This is a genomic window from Actinokineospora cianjurensis, assembly GCF_003663795.1.
In the GTDB taxonomy this organism is placed as follows: Bacteria; Actinomycetota; Actinomycetes; order Mycobacteriales; family Pseudonocardiaceae; genus Actinokineospora; species Actinokineospora terrae.
Genome location: NZ_RCDD01000005.1, coordinates 297,250 through 314,745 on the forward strand (window position 1 = coordinate 297,250; position 17,496 = coordinate 314,745).

Genomic DNA, 17,496 nt, shown 5'->3' on the forward strand with positions numbered 1-17,496 from the left:
CCGGTCCGCGAAGAGAAAGGGGGCACCAGGTGTCCGCCAACAGGTCTTTCGGCTCCCAGGTTCGGCTGCAGCGGTTGTTCCGGCACGCCGCCAACCGGCTGCTCGTCGTCCCGCTCGACCACTCGGTCTCCGACGGCCCGATCCTGGCCAACGGCGACCTGCCCGGCCTGGTCGGCTCGCTGGCCGCCAACGGGGTGGACGCCGTGGTGCTGCACAAGGGCAGCCTGCGCGGCCTCGACGCCAGGGTGTTCACCGGCACCTCGCTCATCGTGCACCTGAGCGCCAGCACCGCGCACGCCCCCGACCCGGACGCCAAGTACCTGGTGTCCACAGTGGAGCAGGCGCTGCGGCTGGGCGCGGACGCGGTCAGCGTGCACGTCAACGTCGGCTCCAACGACGAGCGCAGGCAGGTCGCCGACCTCGCCGCGGTCGCCGACGCCTGCGACAGGTGGAACATCCCGCTGCTGGCCATGATGTACCCGAGGGGCCCGCGGGTGGGCACGCCGACCCCGGAACTGGTGGCGCACGTGGCCACCCTGGCCGCCGACCTCGGCGCTGACGTGGTGAAGTCGGTCTACGCTGGCTCGGTGGCCGCGATGGCCGACGTGGTGCGCGCCTGCCCGGTCCCGGTGATCGTCGCCGGTGGACCGCGCAAGTCCGGCCTGGACGCGGTGAAGTCCTATGTGGACGAGATACTGCGGGCGGGGGCCGCTGGTGTCGCCATGGGCCGCAACGTCTTCCAGGCCCCCGACCCCGGTGCCCGCGCGGGTGAGATCGCCACCCTCATCCACTCCGGCGGCACCGGGCCGTCGCTGGAACTCGAACTGGCCGCGAGCCTGCCCCGCCGATGACCTCCCCGACCCCGGCCGCCCCCGCGCCGACCCCTGCCGAGACCACCGCGCCTGCCGAGGCCACCGTGCGGGCAACTGCTGCCGGACCGACGCCAACCCCGCCGATCGCGCCCGCGCCGGAGGTGCCGATCGAGTCGACACCTGCCGCGCCGGGTGTGCAGGCCACGGTGACTCCGACTGTGCCGATCACGCCGACCGCACCGATACCGACCGCACCGATACCGACTGCGCCGATACCGATTACCCCGATGCAGACCACGCCGAATGTGACGAGGAGCGAGACCGCCATGAAGCTCTGCTGGCTTGATGTCCGCGACACCGGGTCGTCCCGGGCCGCGATCCTGGAGGAGGCGCTGCACCAGCGGGTGGACGGCGTCGTCGTCGATGATGTCGCGGTGTTGGGGGAGTTGCCGCCGACGGTGACCAAGGTGTTGTTGCCGCGTGGCAAGGCGCTGCCCGAGAGCCTCGACGGGGTGGACGTGCTGGTTGTCGACCCGGATCGGGACGGTGACGTCGGTGAACTCACCGCCAGGTACCCGGCGGTCGAGATCGGGCGGTTCGTCGAGATCGTCGACGCCGACACCCTGGAGTTGGCCTGCCAGGCCGCGCGCACCGAGCGCTGGGCGGTGCTGCTGTTCCGCGACCCCACCAAGATCCCGCTGGAGATCGTCATCGCCGCGGCGGCCAGGGCCACCGGCAGCATCGTCACCATCGCCGCCGACGTCGAGGAGGCCGAGATCATCTACGGTGTCCTGGAGCTGGGCTCCGACGGGGTGCTGATGGCACCGGCGAAGGTCGGCGACGCGACCAAGCTCAAGGCCGCCGCGATCGCCACCACCCCCGAGCTGGACCTCGTCGAGCTCCAGGTCACCAGGACCACGCACATCGGCATGGGCGAGCGGGCCTGTGTGGACACCTGCACGTACTTCCGCGAGGACGAGGGCATCCTGGTCGGCTCGCACTCCAAGGGCATGATCCTCTGCGTCAGCGAGACCCACCCGCTGCCCTACATGCCCACCCGCCCGTTCCGGGTCAACGCGGGCGCCATCCACTCCTACACGCTCTCGCAGGACGAGCGCACCAACTACCTCAGCGAGCTCAAGTCCGGCAGCAAGGTCCTCGCCGTCGACGTCAAGGGCCAGACCCGGCTGGTCACCGTGGGCCGGGTCAAGATCGAGACCCGGCCGCTGATCTCCATCGACGCGGTCGCCCCCAACGGCACCGAGGTCAACCTGATCCTGCAGGACGACTGGCACGTCCGGGTCCTCGGCCCCGGCGGCAGCGTCCTCAACAGCACCGAGCTGCGCCCCGGCGACGTCGTCCTGGGCTACCTGCCCTCCGCCGACCGCCACGTCGGGTACCCGATCGACGAGTTCTGCCTGGAGAAGTAGCCCGCGACCAGCAGAGCCCGGCCACCACGGTGGCCGGGCTTTCTCGTGCAGACAAAACCCCTGTGGTGACGGGATTCCAGTCACCACAGGGGCTTCGGTGGACGACCTGCCCGGCCGGGAACGATGCCGGGTGGGGACGAGGGGGCGGGTGGCGGGGGAGAGTTACACAGGATGAGCGATGAGCAAGCTGGTGGGCGCTGAAGTCGGGCGCGTCTCCACGTGTCGGAAACCCGCCGCGGACAACAACTTGGCGAACTCGGACTCGGTGCGGGAGCGGCCGGTGAGCAGGGTCAGGATGACGATGTCCTCGAACTTGCCGAAGTGCGGGGCATCACCCTCCGGCAGCACGTCGTCGATGAGGATCAGCTCCCGGCCGGTGTCGCCCATGGCGGCGCGGACGTTGCGCAGGATGCGGACGGAGTCCTCGTCGTCCCAGTCGTGGATGGTCCAGGACAGCAGGTAGGTGTCGCCGCCCTCGGGCACCGATGTGAAGAAGTCACCGGCGACGCACTCGACCCGGTCCAGCACGCCCGCCGCGCCGAGCACGGCCACGGCCTCGGGGATGACCCGCGGCAGGTCGAACACCACCGCGGTCAGCTCCGAGTACCGGGTGAGCAGCGTGGCGACCAGGTGCCCGTGCCCGCCGCCGACGTCGACCAACCGGCGGGCGGCGGACAGGTCGTGCGCGGCCAGTGTGGAGGAGTTGACCATCCGCGCCATGTTGCCCATCGCCCGGTCGAACAGCGTGCCGAGATCGCTGCGCGACCCCAGCAGTGACCACAGGTCGGTCCCGTTGACGTGGTCGAACGCGGGCCGACCGGTGCGCAACGTGTGCGCCATCGCCCCGAACGACAGCTGGCGCTCCGGTCTGCCCAGGTAGCGGGCGAGGTCGCGCATCGAGTCCGGCCCGTCGCCGCGCAGGGTCCTGGCCAGCGGGGTCAGGGTGAACGTGCGCGGCGCGACCTCGCTGAACACGCCGACGCTGGCCAGCGCCCGCAGCGCCCGGTACAGCGACTCGGCGTGGCAGCCCAGGCGGTCGGCGAGGTCGTCGACGTGGCTGGGGCCGTCGTCGAAGGCGTCGGCGACCCCGATGTCGGCGACCGCGATGAGCACCTGGCTGACCAGCGAGCTGTAGAGCATCTCGTACATCCGCACCGAGGGCGGGACGTCGGCGGGGCCGGGGTGGGTGTTGGTCATGGCGCTCCCTCACGGCCGCTCGGGCACGCCGACGCGGCCCGCTGTTCCCGGCGAACCAGCACCGGTCGGCGCATTCCCGGTCGACACACCGCCGGTCGATGTACTCCCGGTCGGTACAGCGCTGGTCGACTCAGCGTCGGTCGGCGCATTCCCGGTCGGTCCCGGGCTGGTCGACGCAATGCCGGTCGACTCGGTCTTGGTCGACGCAGCACCTGTCGACTCAGTCCCGGTCGGTGCAGCGCCGGTCGGCGCACCCCCGATCGGTGCAGTCCCGGTCGGTACCGAGCCGGTCGACGCACTCTCGGTCGGTGCAGCGCCGGTCGACTCAGTCCCGGCCGATACTGCGCTAGTCGACCCGGTCCCGGTCGCCGCGGGGTCGGTCAGCACCGAGGCGAAGCGCTCCCGGAGCCTGCGCTTGAGGACCTTGCCGGTCGCGCCGGTCGGGAAGTCCGCGTCGTCGGTGGCGACGACCGCGCCGCGCAGCCGGGTCAGCCCCCGGCGCACCAGGGCGTCGTTGAGCGTGGCCAGGATGTCGTCGGACGGGCCGTGGCCGGGGCCGAGCTTGACGGTCGCGAACGGCGCCGAGCCGCCCTCGGGGGCGTCGACGGCGACCACCGCGCAGTCGGCCACCCGCGGGCAGCCGACCAGGATGGCCTCCTCCAGCGGCAGGCTGTACACCGGGCCCGCCTCGGTGTGGATCACGTCCGGCACCCGGTCGACGTGGAAGAACCGGCCCTGCTCGTCGCGGTACACCACGTCGCCGGTGAGCCAGAAGCCCGACAGCGACGACTGCGCGGTCAGCTCGGAGGCGTTCCAGTACCCCGGGGTGCGGGTCGGGGTGCGCACGCCGAGCCTGCCCACCTCGCCCGGTCCCAGCTTGCGGCCGTCGTCGTCGAGCACGGTGGCCTCGGTGACGACCTTGACCGGCACCCCGACGCAGCGGCCGTAGTCGGTGCTGGTCGGGTCGCTCACCTTGCGGAACAGCGCCATGCCCATCTCCGACGAACCGAGCCCGTCGACGAACTCCGAGCCCGCCCGGCTCCGGCGGCCGCGCTTGCCCGGCCGGAAACCGTGGCGCACCAACGCCTTGATGTGCGCCTCGTGCGCGGAGTCGCCGGTGTTGATCCAGGTGTGCACCCGGTCCGCGGCGCCGGTCAGGTCCAGCTGGGCCAGTTCGGCCCACGTCTGCGGGAAGGCGATCACCAGCGTCGGCTCGACCCGCAGCATCATCTCGCGCACGGCCTCCCCGGAGGTGTCGGCCATGACCACGATCGGCAGGCCGAGCAGCGTCGCGGTCATCAGGTAGCTGATCCCCGCCGAGTGCGACTGCGGCAGCGCCGAGAGCGCCCGGTTGCGGCGCGCGGCCGGGAAGCTCCACAGCCGGTGGCGCTTGCCGAGGAAGAACTGGCGGTGCGCGAACACCGCGGACTTCGGCGGGCCGGTGGTGCCCGAGGTGTGGCACAGCATCACCGGGTCGTCATCGCCTGGCGGGTAAGGGAAAAGGGACGGCAGCGCGCTGCGGTCCGGCGCGTCGGTGGGCAGTTCTTCCGCCGCCACAAGGAACTTCGCGGTGTCGGGCAGCTCGCCGGAGGCCACCAGCGCGTCCAGCCTCTTGCGGTCGGCGACGACGCCCACAGCGCCGATCCGCCCGGTGTAGGCCGCCGCGATCGCGGGGTCCATCCGCCCGTTGACCAGGGCGGCGACGGCGCCGAGCGAGCTCAGCGCCAGGAAGTGCAGGAACGGGTCGACGCCCTCGCCGAGGTACACCGCGACGGGGTTGCCCTTGCGCACCCCGTTCGCGTGGTACCAGGCGGCGTAGGCGTCGCGGATCTCGGTGATCCGGTTGAGGCTCAACGGTTCCACCGCGCTGCCGCGGTCGGTGACCCGCTGGGCGAACAGGAACGGCGCCGCCGGGTCCCGGCTCAGCGCCCTGGCCTTGTCGAGGAAGTTGCCGACCCCCAGCTCGCCGTCGGCGAGCAGCCGCAGTCGGGCGGGCAGCGGCATCGCCGCCGCCGTGGTGATGCCGAGTGTGTCAGTCATCGTGGGGTTCCCGTCAGGGTGCGCGTGGTACGCGGGGTGCGGGTTCGCCTGGGTTCGTGGGAACGAGGGCGGGACCGGGCGCCGTGCGGCACCCGGTCCCGTCCCGCTCAGCCCTCGTAGACGGTCAGCTCGTAGCCGTCGGGGTCCTTGAACTGGAACTCGCGGCCGCAGAAGCCGTCGCACGGCGGCTTGGTGATGGTGACCCCGGCCGCCGAGACGACCTCGGCCAGCTTGTCCGGGTCCTCCGCCTTCACCCAGAGCACCACGCCCCAGCCGAGCTCGGGCACCGAGTCCAGGTCGATGACCGCCTTGCGCAGCGCCAGCTTGATCGGCTGGGTGTCGAGCACGACGGCGTTGGGCGCGGCGGTCTCGGTGGTGGTGAACCCCACGACGTTGGTGTAGAAGTCGCGGGCGCGGTCCAGGTCGCGGACCTGCAGGGTGAGGAAGTTCGGTCCGATCGCGTTGTTGGGCATGGGTTCTCCCTGTCGACATCGGCACTGGCCGTCCCAGCATCACCCGGGCGCTGCCGGGCGATCATCACGCGTTCGCGTGATCTCACTGTCCGAAGCGGACTGGCCACACCCCGGTTCTCGGCTGCCAGTCCAGCAGTTGCCGCGCGGCGGCGCTCGACACCCGGTGCGACACCTCGCGCGCCGCGTCGGTCGACGTGCCCGGCTCCGGGGCGCCGTCGAGTTCGGCGAGGCGGCCCAGGTAGTCGGCCACCAGGAGCGGGTCGTCGGCGATGTTGAGGACCACGCCGCTCGTGCGCCGCTCGATGGCGGCGGTGACGGCAGCGGCGAAGTCCGCGACGTGCACGAGCGAGACGTAGCGGTCGTCGGGGTGCGCGTGCAGCGTGCCTTCCCGCAGCCGCGCCCGGATCGCGTCCTGGGTCGTGCCCGCGCCGACGAACCGCGCCCCGCGCAGTATCGACCACGCGATCCTGTCCCCACCGATCTCCGTCACGGCCCGTTCCATCGCCGCAACGGGGTCCACTATGGAGCCGCGGGCCGGATCGGTGTCGAACGGTGCCTGCTCGGTCAGCCAGTCATCGCCCCCGTCGGCGTAGGCCATGGTGACACTCATCTGCACCACGGCGGGAACCCCGGCCGTCAGCACGGCCTCAAGCACCCGCACCGTCCCGTGGCGCCGCAACCCGGTGTTGCGCTCCCACGCCCCCGGCGCGCTGAAGTCCCGGGGAATGGCCGTCGCCGCGTTGACGACCACGTCCACCCCGGTCAACTCCCCGGCCAGCACCTCGGTGATCCCCGGGTCCAGCAGATCCCCGCTGACCCCACGCACCCCCTCTGGCAGCAGGCCAAGCCGGTCATCCGGCGCCATCACCACCACGTCATGGCCGTGCTCCAGCAGCAGCGGCACCAACCGCCCACCCAGCACGCCCGTAGCGCCGATCGCGAAGACCCGCATCCCGCTCACCCGTCCCGTAGTACCGCGGCGAGGTCCGGTGCCACCTCGGCGAAGTCACGTGGTTGCCTCCCGGTCCAGTCGGCGACCGTCGTCGTCACGTGCTCCGCCTCGCCCGCGCGCAAGGTCCCGTACAGGCCCAGCCGAGCCGCGATGGCCCACTCCGGTACCCCGTTGGACGCCATGACCCGGCCCGCCTCGTCCGGGGCGATGTCCACATGGGAGATTCGGCGGCCGACCACTGTGGACACTATGGCGGCGGCGGTGGCGTAGCTGATCGCGCGGGGGCCGGTCAGGTCCAGGGCCTGGCCGTCGGCGCCGCCCTCGGTCAGTGCCACCGCCGCCACTTCCGCGATGTCGCCCGCGTCGATCATGCTGACCTTCGCGTCGCCGACCGGGAGGACGATGGTGTCCCGTGCCTTGATTGTGTGCGCCCACTGCGCCGCGTTCTGCATGAAGGAGTTGGGGCGCAACACCGTGTACCGCAGGCCGGACTCGATGACCGCCTGGTCGCCCTCGCCGTGCTGGCGGTGGATCGGCACCGGTGAGCGCGGGTCGGCCCCGAGCGCCGAGAGCCGGACCACGTGCTCCACCCCGGCCCGCTTCGCCGCGTCCACCAGGCCCCGGTGCAGCGACGCCTGGTCGGGGTGCAGCGGGGTCAGCAGGAACAGGTCGGTGATGCCGGAGAGCGCGTCGAGCACCGCCTCCGGGCGTTCCAGGTCGGCCTCGACGGCCTCGACCAGGTCCCCGGCCGGGCGCCTGCCGCCCGGCCGGACCAGGGCGCGCACCCGCTGCCCGCGACCGGTCAGCCGCGACACCAGCCGGGACCCGACCGTGCCGGTGCCCCCGGTGACCGCGATGGCCATCTACGCCGCCTCGAGTGCGTCGGCGCCCGCCCGCTCCAGGGTCTCCGGCAGTTGGTCCTTCAGCGCGGTCTCCGCCAGCAGGTCGCCGAGCGCGGGCGCCATCTTGAACAGGTTGTGGCCCGCGATCGCGGTGACCCCCGGCCGGTGCCACGCCCGCAGCGCGTCGCTCCCCTTGGGCAGCTTGGTCATCACGCACACCCGCGCGCCGACCGGTTCCGGGTCCAGGCCCGGCAGCGCCCTGGCCACGTAGGCGCTCACCCGCCGCACGTGGTCCTCCATCCCGGTCCCGGCGGGCAGCGCGCCGCCCGGCCCGAAGGGGACGTCCACGTCGGCGCCGATCAAGCCGACCACGTACGTCCCGGTCTCGCCGATGGGGGATCCGTAGACCTTCGCGCCGAACTCCTCGGAGACGTCCACCCAGCACGGCAGCGGCGTGCCGAGCAGGTGCGGCCGGACCCGGAAGTGCGGCCGGGCGTGCAGCGCGCTCACCAGCGGGATGTCCAGCCCCGTGCTGGAGGCCAGCCAGGGCACCGCCGTGCCCGCGCAGATCACCACGTGCCTGGCCCGGTAGATCGCCTCGGTTGTCTGCACCTCCGCGCCCGCGCCGTCCGCGGGCACCGTCACGCTGTGCACGTCGAACGGGATGATCCGGTCCCCGACCCAGCCGACCAGGGCGTCGATGGTCCGCTTGGCCCTGATCGCGCCCGCGCCCGGGTCCACCAGCACCGGCCGGTCGACCGGCGACAACGCGGGGAACAGCTCCGCGCCGGGGACGAACGAGTGCTCGACCCCCTGCGCCACCATGCCGGTGACCCACGAGTCGTCCATGCCGTGGTAGACCGCGCCCTCCTGGCCGATCAGCTCGCGGCCGAGGCGCTCCTCCCACCGGGCGAACCCCCGTCGCCCCTCGACCGCCATCGCCACCAGCGCCTCGCTGTCGTGCCGGTGCCGGAAGGTCCTGGTCAGCCCGCCGGACAGGCCCGCCCCCGGCGGTCGCCCGTCGAACACGGCCACCTCGGCACCCCGGCGGAGCAGGGCCTCCGCGGTGGCCAAGCCCAGGATCCCCGCCCCGATCACAGCGATGTCGAGTTCCCGCCGGTGAGTCATTGCCGTCTCCCGCGCCGAAGTTCCCTCCTAGGACACCTCCGAGCGTCGCCGCACCGGGTGCCCGGGATCATCCCGTGTTCGCGTGATCTCCCCGCGCCCGTCCGCTCGACGCTCCACTGTGGAGTCCCGACTGCCCGGTGGCCACAACCGACCCCGATCCGCGCGGCGGGCGACCCCGAGTCCCGGGGCGCGACCCCCGGGGTCGGCTGTTGGCGCCCGCCGTCGATGTCACCGGCCCGATCCCTGCCGTCAACCGGGTGGTCACCGGCCGGTCGGCGCCGCGCGGGTGGCCGTGGTCACGCTGGTCGTGGCGGTGGTCGCGCTTTGTAGCAGACACGGCGCGCGCGGGCGGGCGGTTGGGCCAGTCCCGCTCGTGTTTTGTGGGAACCCTACAAAATGGTGGGGCCGGCACGCGTGGTTCGGGCAGTGGTGGACCCGCCGGTAACCCAGCAGGGTAGTGGCGAGTGCAGGCGACGCTCCGGGACCCGGACGTCGCCTTCTTCGCGCGGGAACTGGGGAGGCTCAGCCGGTGTTCAGTCGTGTCGCCATCGTCAACCGTGGAGAGGCCGCGATGCGGCTCATCCACGCCGTCCGGGACCTCTCGGCGGAGACCGGGGCGCGGATCGAGACGGTCGCGCTCTACACCGACGCCGACCGCGACGCGACCTTCGTCCGCGCGGCCGACATCACCTACCCGCTCGGCCCGGCCTCGGCCCGCCCGTACCTCGACCACGCCGTGCTGGAGCGCGCGCTGGTGGAGACCGGCGCCGACGCCGCCTGGGTCGGCTGGGGCTTCGTCGCCGAGGACCCGGCGTTCGCGCAGCTGTGCGAGAAGGTCGGCGTGACCTTCGTCGGCCCCAGCGCCGAGGCGATGCGCAAGCTCGGCGACAAGATCGGCGCGAAGCTGATCGCCGAGGAGGTCGGGGTCCCGGTCGCGCCGTGGAGCCGCGGCGAGGTCGCGACCCTGGCGGACGCGCTGGCCGCGGGTGAGCGCATCGGCTACCCGCTCATGCTCAAGGCGACCGCGGGCGGCGGTGGGCGCGGCATCCGCATGGTCGCCTCCGGCGCCGACCTCACCGAGGCGTACGAGCGCACGAGCCAGGAGGCGTTGCGCGCGTTCGGCTCCGGCGTCGTCTTCCTCGAGCGCCTGGTCACCGGCGCCCGGCACGTCGAGGTGCAGGTCATCGCCGACGGCCAGGGCACCGCGTGGGCGCTGGGCGTGCGCGACTGCTCGGTGCAGCGGCGCAACCAGAAGATCATCGAGGAGTCCGCGTCGCCGGTGCTCGCCCCCGAGCAGACCGCCGAGCTCAAGGCGTCCGCCGAGCGGCTCGCCGTCGCCGTCGGCTACCGCGGCGCGTGCACCGTCGAGTTCCTCTACCACCCCGGCGACAAGCTGTTCGCCTTCCTCGAGGTCAACACCCGGCTCCAGGTGGAGCACCCGATCACCGAGATCACCACCGGCACCGACCTGGTCAAGCTGCAACTGCACGTGGCGGGCGGCGGCACCCTCGACGGTCCGCAGCCGGTCGAGAGCGGCCACGCCGTGGAGGCCAGGCTCAACGCCGAGGACCCCGACCGCGACTTCGCCCCCTCACCCGGCCGCATCGCCCGGCTGGTGCTGCCCGCGGGCCCCGGCATCCGGGTCGACACCGGCGTCAGCGAGGGCGACACCATCCCGGCCGACTTCGACTCGATGATCGCCAAGGTCATCGCGCACGGCCGCGACCGCGCCGAGGCGCTGGCCAGGCTGCGCCGCGCGATAGCCGAGACCACCGTCATCATCGAGGGCGGCGCCACCAACAAGAGCTTCGTGCTCGACCTGCTCGACCAGCCCGAGGTCATCGACGCCACCTGCGACACCGGCTGGATCGACCGGGTCCGCGCCGAGGGCCGCCTGGTCACCCACCGGCACTCCGCCATCGCCCTGGCCGCGGCCGCCATCGAGGCGTACCAGGACGAGGAGGAGGTCAGCCGCAGGCAGTTGCTGTCCACCGCGCACGGCGGCCGCCCCCAGGTCCGGCACGAGAGCGGCCGCCCGCTGGGGCTGAAGCTGCGCGGCGTCGGCTACCAGGTCGGCGTCACCCGGGTCGGACCCCAGCGCTTCCAGGTCGTCATCACCCAGGGCGCCCAGACGCACCGCGCCGAGGTCGAGGTCAACCGGTTCGACGCCCACACCGGCCAGGTCGTGGTCAACGGGCAGCGGTTCCGGCTCATCTCCGCCACCCACGGCCCGACCCACCTGGTCGAGGTCGACGGCGTCACACACCGCATCAGCCGCGACGAGGGCGGCGTCGTCCGCTCCCCGGCGCCCGCGCTGGTCGTGGCCACCCCGCTCTCGGTCGGCGACGAGGTCGAGGCCGGCGCGCCGATCGTGGTGCTGGAGAGCATGAAGATGGAGACGGTGCTGCGCGCGCCGTTCCGCGCCCGGGTCCGCGAGTACCCGGTGTCGGTCGGCAGCCAGGTCGAGACCGGCGCCCCGCTGATGCGCCTGGAGCCGCTGGTCGACGCCGACGACACCGAGGCGGCCGACGACTCGGCCGCCGCGGCCGTCGAGATCGACCTGCCCACCGGCCCGGCCGACCTGACCGCCGACGAGCGGGTGGCGCGCGGCCTGCGGGACCTGCGCGCCCTGCTGCTCGGCTACGACGTCGACCCCGACGAGCGCGGCCCGGTGCTGGCCGACTACCTCGCCGCCAGGGCCGAGCTGGGCAACCGGCCCTCCGCCGGTGAGCTGGACCTGCTGACCGTGTTCGCCGACCTCTCCGAGCTCAGCCGCAACCGGCCGGGCAACGAGCTGGAGGTCGAGCCGGGCAGCCCGGTGCACAGCCCCCGCGAGTACTTCCACAGCTACCTGCAGAGCCTCGACGCCGAGCGCGCGGGCCTGACCGAGGGGTTCCAGGCCAAGCTCAAGCGGGTCTTGGCCCACCACGGCGTCACCGACCTCGACCGCACCCCCGCGCTGGAGGCGGCGGTCTTCCGGATCTTCCTGTCGCAGCAGCGGATGGCCACCGACGTTGCCGTGGTCTCCGAGCTGCTGCGCCGCTGGCTGGCGGGTTCCGCACCAGCCGAGGCGCTGCGCGAGCCGCTCGGCCTCACCCTGGAACGCCTGGTCGAGGCCACCCAGGTCCGGTTCCCGGCCGTCGCCGACCTGGCCCGCGGTGTGGTGTTCCGCTGGTTCGCCCAGCCGCTGCTGCGCCGCAACCGGGCCAGGGTGTACGCCGCCGTGCGCGCCCAGCTGCGCCACCTCGACGAGGCCCCCGACGCACCGGACCGCGCCGAGCGGATCCAGGCCATGGTGGCCAGTGCCGAGCCGCTGGTCCGGTTGATCGGCCAGCGCCTCGGCCACGCGGGCAACGACCACGCGCCGCTGCTGGAGGTCCTGACCCGCCGCTACTACGGCAACAGCGGGCTGTCCGAGGTCACCACGCGGGAGTGCTCCGGCTGCCGGTTCGTCACCGCCGACCACGCCGAACCCCTCGGTGTCACCAGGGTTGTCACCACGGCCGTCGACATCGACGCGCTGCCCGCCGCGATCGGCGCGGTCGGGGTGCTCGCCGCCGACGTCGCCGAGCGGAGCCTGGTCGCCGACCTGTACCTGATCTGGGAGGACCAGCCGGACGCCGACGCGATGGCGGTGCGGCTCGGGGAACTGCTCGCCGAGCAGCCGCTGCCCGCCGGGGTCCGCCGGATCACCACGACCGTCGCGGGCACCAGCGGCGCGGTCATGCACCACCACTTCACCTTCCGCCCCGACGGCCCGGACGCCACGGTGCTGACCGAGGACCGGCTCATCCGCGGCCTGCACCCGCAGATCGCGCAGCGGTTGCAGCTGCGCCGGTTCAGCGAGTTCGACCTCACCCGGCTGCCCTCGGTCGACGAGGAGATCTACCTGTTCAACGCCGTCGCGCACGGCAACCAGGCCGACGAGCGGTTGGTCGCCATGGCCCAGGTCCGCGACCTGACCGCACTGCGCGAGACCGACGGCAGGCTGGTGTCGCTGCCCGCGGTGGAGGACACCTTCATCGCCTGCCTCGACGCCATCCGCGGCATCCAGGCGCGCCGCCCGCAGAACAAGCGGTTCGACACCAACCGCATCGTCATGTACGTCTGGCCGCCGACCGACCTGGTCGCCGAGGAGGTCAACACCCTCGTCCAGCGGATCCTGCCGACCACGGTGGGCGCCGGGCTGGAAGAGGTGCTGTTCCTGGCCCGCAGGCGCAACTCCGCGGGCGAGCTGCACGAGGTCGCGGTCCGGATCACCCTGTCGCCGGGGCAGGAGGCGCGGTTCGAGGTCGGTGAGCCGACCACCGAGCCCGTGCGGCCGCTGGACGACTACGACCAGAAGGTCCTGCGCGCGGCCCGCCGCGGCAACGTCTACCCGTACGAGCTGACCGGGCTGTTGGCCGGTGCCAACGGCGAGTTCGTCGAACACGACCTCGACGCCGCGGGCGAACTCGTGCCGGTCGACCGGCCCCGCGGCCGCAACACCGCCGCGATCGTCGCCGGTGTCGTCACGACCCCCACCGAGCGCCACCCCGAGGGCGTCACCCGTGTCGTGCTGCTCGGCGACCCGACCAAGGCGCTCGGCGCCCTCTCCGAACCCGAGTGCGCCAGGGTGATCGCCGCGCTCGACCTCGCCGAGCGCAAGCGCGTGCCGCTGGAGTGGTTCGCGCTCTCGGCCGGTGCCCGGATCTCGATGGCGTCGGGCACCGAGAACATGGACTGGGTGGCCGCCGCGCTCAAGCGGATCGTCACCTTCACCCAGGACGGCGGCGAGATCAACATCGTGGTCGCCGGGATCACCGTCGGCGCCCAGCCGTACTGGAACGCCGAGGCCACGATGCTCATGCACACCAAGGGCATCCTGGTGATGACCCCGGACTCGGCGATGGTGCTCACCGGCAAGCAGTCGCTGGACTTCTCCGGCGGCGTGTCCGCGGAGGACAACTTCGGCATCGGCGGCTACGACCGGGTCATGGGCCCCAACGGCCAGGCCCAGTACTGGGCGCCGAACCTGTCCGGCGCGCGCGATGTCCTGATGGCGCACTACGACCACACCTACGTCGTGCCTGGCGAGATCGCGCCGCGCCGCGCGGAGACCACCGACCCGGTGACCCGCGACGTGTCCAGCTTCCCGCACGCGGTGGTGGGCAGCGACTTCGCCACCGTCGGCGAGGTCTTCTCCGTCGAGCACAACCCCGACCGCAAGAAGCCCTTCGACATCCGCACGGTGATGCGCGCGCTGTCCGATCAGGACCACCGGGTGCTGGAGCGCTGGGCGGGCATGGCCGACGCGGACACCTCGGTGGTGCAGGACGTCCACATCGGCGGCTGGCCGGTCTGCCTGGTCGGCATCGAGTCGCGTTCGGTGTCCAGGCGCGGTTTCCCGCCCACCGACGGCCCCGACACCTACACCGCGGGCACGCTGTTCCCCCGGTCGTCGAAGAAGACCGCGCGCGCCATCAACTCGGCGTCGGGCAACCGGCCGCTGGTCGTGCTGGCGAACCTGTCCGGATTCGACGGTTCGCCGGAGTCGATGCGCAAGCTCCAGTTGGAGTACGGGGCGGAGATCGGCCGGGCGATCGTCAACTTCCAGGGCCCGATCGTGTTCTGCGTGATCTCCCGCTACCACGGCGGCGCGTTCGTCGTGTTCTCCAAGGCGCTCAACCCGAACATGACGGTGCTGGCGCTGGAGGGCTCGTTCGCGTCCGTCCTCGGTGGTGCCCCGGCGGCGGCGGTGGTGTTCTCCGGCGACGTGAACAACCGCACCGCGACCGACCCCAGGGTGACCGAGCTCCAGGCGCGGGTGGCCGCCGCCGAGGGCGCCGAGCGGGCCGCGCTCAACACCAGCCTCGCCGAGGTGCGCGCCTCCGTGCGCGCGGAGAAGCTCAGCGAGGTCGCCGCCGAGTTCGACCGGGTGCACAGCATCCAGCGCGCGGTCGAGGTCGGCTCGGTGGACGCGATCGTCAGCGTCGCGCAGCTGCGGCCGCGGATCATCGAGGCGATCGAGCACGGGATGAAGGTGTGACCGGTCGCTAGGTGTCCCTTGTGGCCGGTCGGTGTTGCCCGAAGGGGCGGACCGGGGGCCATGGCCCGGGCGGGCCGTGCCGTGGTGTTGTTGAGCGGTGCGGCGGCGGCGCGAGGTGTCTTCTACTGGTCCGCCCCCTTCCCCGGGGGCGGACCAGCGGGGATCTGGCCTGCTCGCGTTGCAGCGGGCGGCCGGGAACACGGCGGTGGCGTCACTGCTCGGCGTTCCCGCGCGGACCGAGGTCGAGCCGCCTGCGGACGTCGCGGTGCCGGTGCCCGACGCGGGTGTGCCGGGCGAGGTCGTGCGGGTGGCCGAGGAGCAGCGGCTGGCCGTCGGGGAGTCGGCTGAGCGGGCCGGGGAGCGGGTGGACCAGGCGGTCCGGGCTCATCAGGACCGGTTGTCCGCGACTGTCAGTACCCAGGAGGCCACGGCTGTCGCAGCGCTGGGTTCGTTGCGTGCCAACGTAAGCGCGCAGTCGTCTGCTCAGGCCGCCGCGGCCCAGGCTGCTTCCACGGGTACCCGTGCGACGGTCCGGGCTCGGGCGGGGGCCGGGGTGACGGCCGCGCACGCTCGGATCGATGTGATGGGGGAGGAGTCCCGCGCGGCCGGACAGCGGGAGGCTGAGCGCGCGGTTCGTGAGACGCCCGCTGCCTCGGCCGCGCGTCCGCCTGCCGCGGCGGGGGATCCGGACATCGCCGCTGGGCAGGATCGCATCGGGCAAGCCGTGGCGGACAAGGCCGGTGGCGAGTTGGCGCGGTCGGGCGGGGAGGCGGCGGGGCAGGTCCGGGCGGGGGTCGCCGCGGCACAGTCGAGTCTGTACGACCCGGCGAAGGAGAGCGCCGCCTCGCAGGTGCGGGACGCGGCTGACCAGACCGACCGGGCGTTGGTGGAGGGGACGGCCACTGCGGTTTCCGCTTTGCGGGCAACGGGTTCGCGGACGGTCGAGACGGCCGCGCGGGGGCATCAGCGGTTTGTGGCGGCCTTGCGTGCGGGGCGGCAGACGGCAGTGGGGGATCTGGCCGCGTGGGGCGCGGAGAGCCGTGGCCGGTTGCGGGACACGGCGGCTCGGCTCGGGGCTGGGTTGGTCGATCACGCGCGGTCGTTGGCCGGGTTGGTCGCGGGGCGGGCGCGGCCGGTGGAGGACCCGGTCGGTGTGGTTCGGGCCGCTGGGGACCAGGTGTCGCAGGGGATTGACGACGCGGCGGGTGGGCTGGTCGAGGGGGCGGGGCAGCTCGCTTCCGGGCACCAGGAGGCCGTTGGGGGAGTGGGGGAGCAGGCGGCTGGGGCGTTCGGTCGGGTGGGGGAGGCGGCGGGTGCGGCGCTGCGGCAGGGTGCGGCGGCGTTCGCCGGGCAGGCCGGGCAGACGCGGGACGCGATGACGGCAGAGCTGGATCGGGTGCCCGCTGTGGCGGGTGACGCGTTGGGTGCTCGACACCGGTCTACTGTGGATGGTCATGCCGGGGCGGTGGACCGGTCTGTCGAGGCGCAGCGGGGGTGGGTGTCCGACGCGCGTTCCCGTGGGGCGCAGGGGGCGGTCAGGTTCGCGGGTGAGGCCGAGCGGTTGACCGGGCAGGCTCGGTCGCAGCCGGTGCAGCGGTGGTTGGCGGAGATCGTCGGCCGGATGCGGAACTGGCTGCGCGAGAAGTGCGGCGACGTGCTCGGCGGCATCCTGTCCGGGCTGATCCTCTCGATTCCGACGATCATCATCGGGGTCGGGTTGCTGCTGGCCGGGCCGGTCGGGTGGACGGTGCTCGCGGGTCTACTGGTCGTGGGCGTCGGTCTGGGGATCTACGGGCGTTGGCAGGAGTACAAGGCGGATCACGGCGGCAACGGACCGGGATTCCTTGCCGGACTTGGCTTGGTGGGTCTCGGCATCGCGGACCTGACCGGCATTCCGTACATCGTGGAGGCCGCGGTGGGCCAGCGCGCCTTCGCCCCGACCGGGATGAGCGACTTCGAACGGTGGGAACGCGGCACCCAGGGCGTGGTCAACCTGGCCCTGCTGGTCGCGGGCGGCGCCAAGAAGCTGTTCGCCGAACGAGCTCCCGTCGAACCCGTCCGCGCCCCCGTCGACCCGCACACCGTCCCGATCCCCGGCGAGAGCAACAACGCCCGCTTCGAAGCCGCCCGCCAGATCATCCTCGACACACCCCCCGCCGACCGCGCCGCCGCCACTCGCGTCCTGTTCCCCCGCCTCACCGAACTCAGCGGCAACACCTGGAACTTCCGCGCCAACCCCTCAGCCGACGGCGGAATCCACTTCACCGGCGAGGGCGCGCCCTTCATCTTCGCCATCGACAACGCGGGCAACGCCTTCCAGGGCAAGATCGGCCCCGGCACCCTCACCATCCACCCGGGCGCCCCCACCACGGTCAACTACACCACCCTCCGCCCCCTGACTCCCACACCCCCGCCACCCCCGATACCCGCTCCTGCCACCGCCACCGACCCCATCCCCCCGGTCGCCCCTCGGCTACCTGCCCCACCCTCCGAGCGCGAGCCCGAACCCAGCAGCCACTAGCCGGACAAGCCCGCCAGTCGATCATCCAGATCGGCTGACCGAGTGCCTTCGGCTGATTGCCGATTCGGCCCGC

Annotated in this window: 11 protein-coding genes; 4 read left to right on the top strand and 7 right to left on the bottom strand. The window is 72.8% G+C overall.

The window, feature by feature from the left end:
• The first annotated feature begins 29 nt into the window (after positions 1–29).
• Together CLV68_RS26640 and CLV68_RS26650 are read left to right on the top strand one after the other, a co-directional pair.
• Complete coding sequence (locus CLV68_RS26640; RefSeq protein ID WP_121393632.1) at positions 30–851, top strand: 2-amino-3,7-dideoxy-D-threo-hept-6-ulosonate synthase; 822 nt, start codon at positions 30–32, stop codon at positions 849–851.
• A 287-nt stretch (positions 852–1,138) separates the two neighbouring features.
• On the top strand, positions 1,139–2,242 hold the full coding sequence (locus CLV68_RS26650; protein WP_121393633.1) for a 3-dehydroquinate synthase II: 1,104 nt from the start codon (positions 1,139–1,141) through the stop codon (positions 2,240–2,242).
• Positions 2,243–2,404: 162 nt separating this feature from the next.
• On the opposite strand, the gene CLV68_RS26655 is transcribed toward CLV68_RS26650, so the two are convergent.
• The 6 genes from CLV68_RS26655 to CLV68_RS26680 all read right to left on the bottom strand — a co-directional run bounded on the left by CLV68_RS26655 (position 2,405) and on the right by CLV68_RS26680 (position 8,874).
• Positions 2,405–3,439, bottom strand: a complete 1,035-nt coding sequence (locus CLV68_RS26655; RefSeq protein WP_121393634.1) for a methyltransferase — start codon at positions 3,437–3,439, stop codon at positions 2,405–2,407.
• A gap of 9 nt (positions 3,440–3,448) precedes the next feature.
• Entirely contained in the window at positions 3,449–5,479 is a 2,031-nt protein-coding gene (locus CLV68_RS26660) for a class I adenylate-forming enzyme family protein (protein ID WP_121393635.1), read from the bottom strand.
• 107 nt (positions 5,480–5,586) lie between these two features.
• Positions 5,587–5,952 carry a VOC family protein gene (locus CLV68_RS26665; RefSeq protein ID WP_092774802.1) on the bottom strand — a complete coding sequence of 122 codons (366 nt, stop codon included), beginning with the start codon at positions 5,950–5,952 and terminating at the stop codon, positions 5,587–5,589.
• Positions 5,953–6,034: 82 nt separating this feature from the next.
• Positions 6,035–6,904: an NAD-dependent epimerase/dehydratase family protein gene (locus tag CLV68_RS26670; RefSeq protein ID WP_121393636.1), complete on the bottom strand. Its 870-nt coding sequence runs from the start codon at positions 6,902–6,904 to the stop codon at positions 6,035–6,037.
• Between the two features lie 5 nt (positions 6,905–6,909).
• Positions 6,910–7,767, bottom strand: coding sequence for an SDR family oxidoreductase (locus tag CLV68_RS26675; protein WP_121393637.1), 858 nt, complete (start codon positions 7,765–7,767; stop codon positions 6,910–6,912).
• Positions 7,768–8,874, bottom strand: a complete 1,107-nt coding sequence (locus tag CLV68_RS26680; RefSeq protein WP_121393638.1) for an NAD(P)/FAD-dependent oxidoreductase — start codon at positions 8,872–8,874, stop codon at positions 7,768–7,770. It lies immediately after the preceding gene.
• A gap of 529 nt (positions 8,875–9,403) precedes the next feature.
• Between CLV68_RS26680 and CLV68_RS26685 the strand changes: the two genes are divergently transcribed.
• Positions 9,404–14,902, top strand: a complete 5,499-nt coding sequence (locus tag CLV68_RS26685; protein ID WP_121393639.1) for an ATP-binding protein — start codon at positions 9,404–9,406, stop codon at positions 14,900–14,902.
• A 211-nt stretch (positions 14,903–15,113) separates the two neighbouring features.
• Here the strand turns inward: CLV68_RS26685 and CLV68_RS34240 are convergent, their stop codons facing one another.
• The gene (locus CLV68_RS34240; RefSeq protein ID WP_170224599.1) at positions 15,114–15,290 is read right to left on the bottom strand and encodes a hypothetical protein; all 177 of its coding nucleotides are present in this window, start codon (positions 15,288–15,290) and stop codon (positions 15,114–15,116) included.
• Positions 15,291–15,485: 195 nt separating this feature from the next.
• Between CLV68_RS34240 and CLV68_RS34245 the strand changes: the two genes are divergently transcribed.
• Positions 15,486–17,423, top strand: a complete 1,938-nt coding sequence (locus CLV68_RS34245) for a hypothetical protein (protein WP_170224600.1) — start codon at positions 15,486–15,488, stop codon at positions 17,421–17,423.
• Positions 17,424–17,496: the final 73 nt, after the last annotated feature.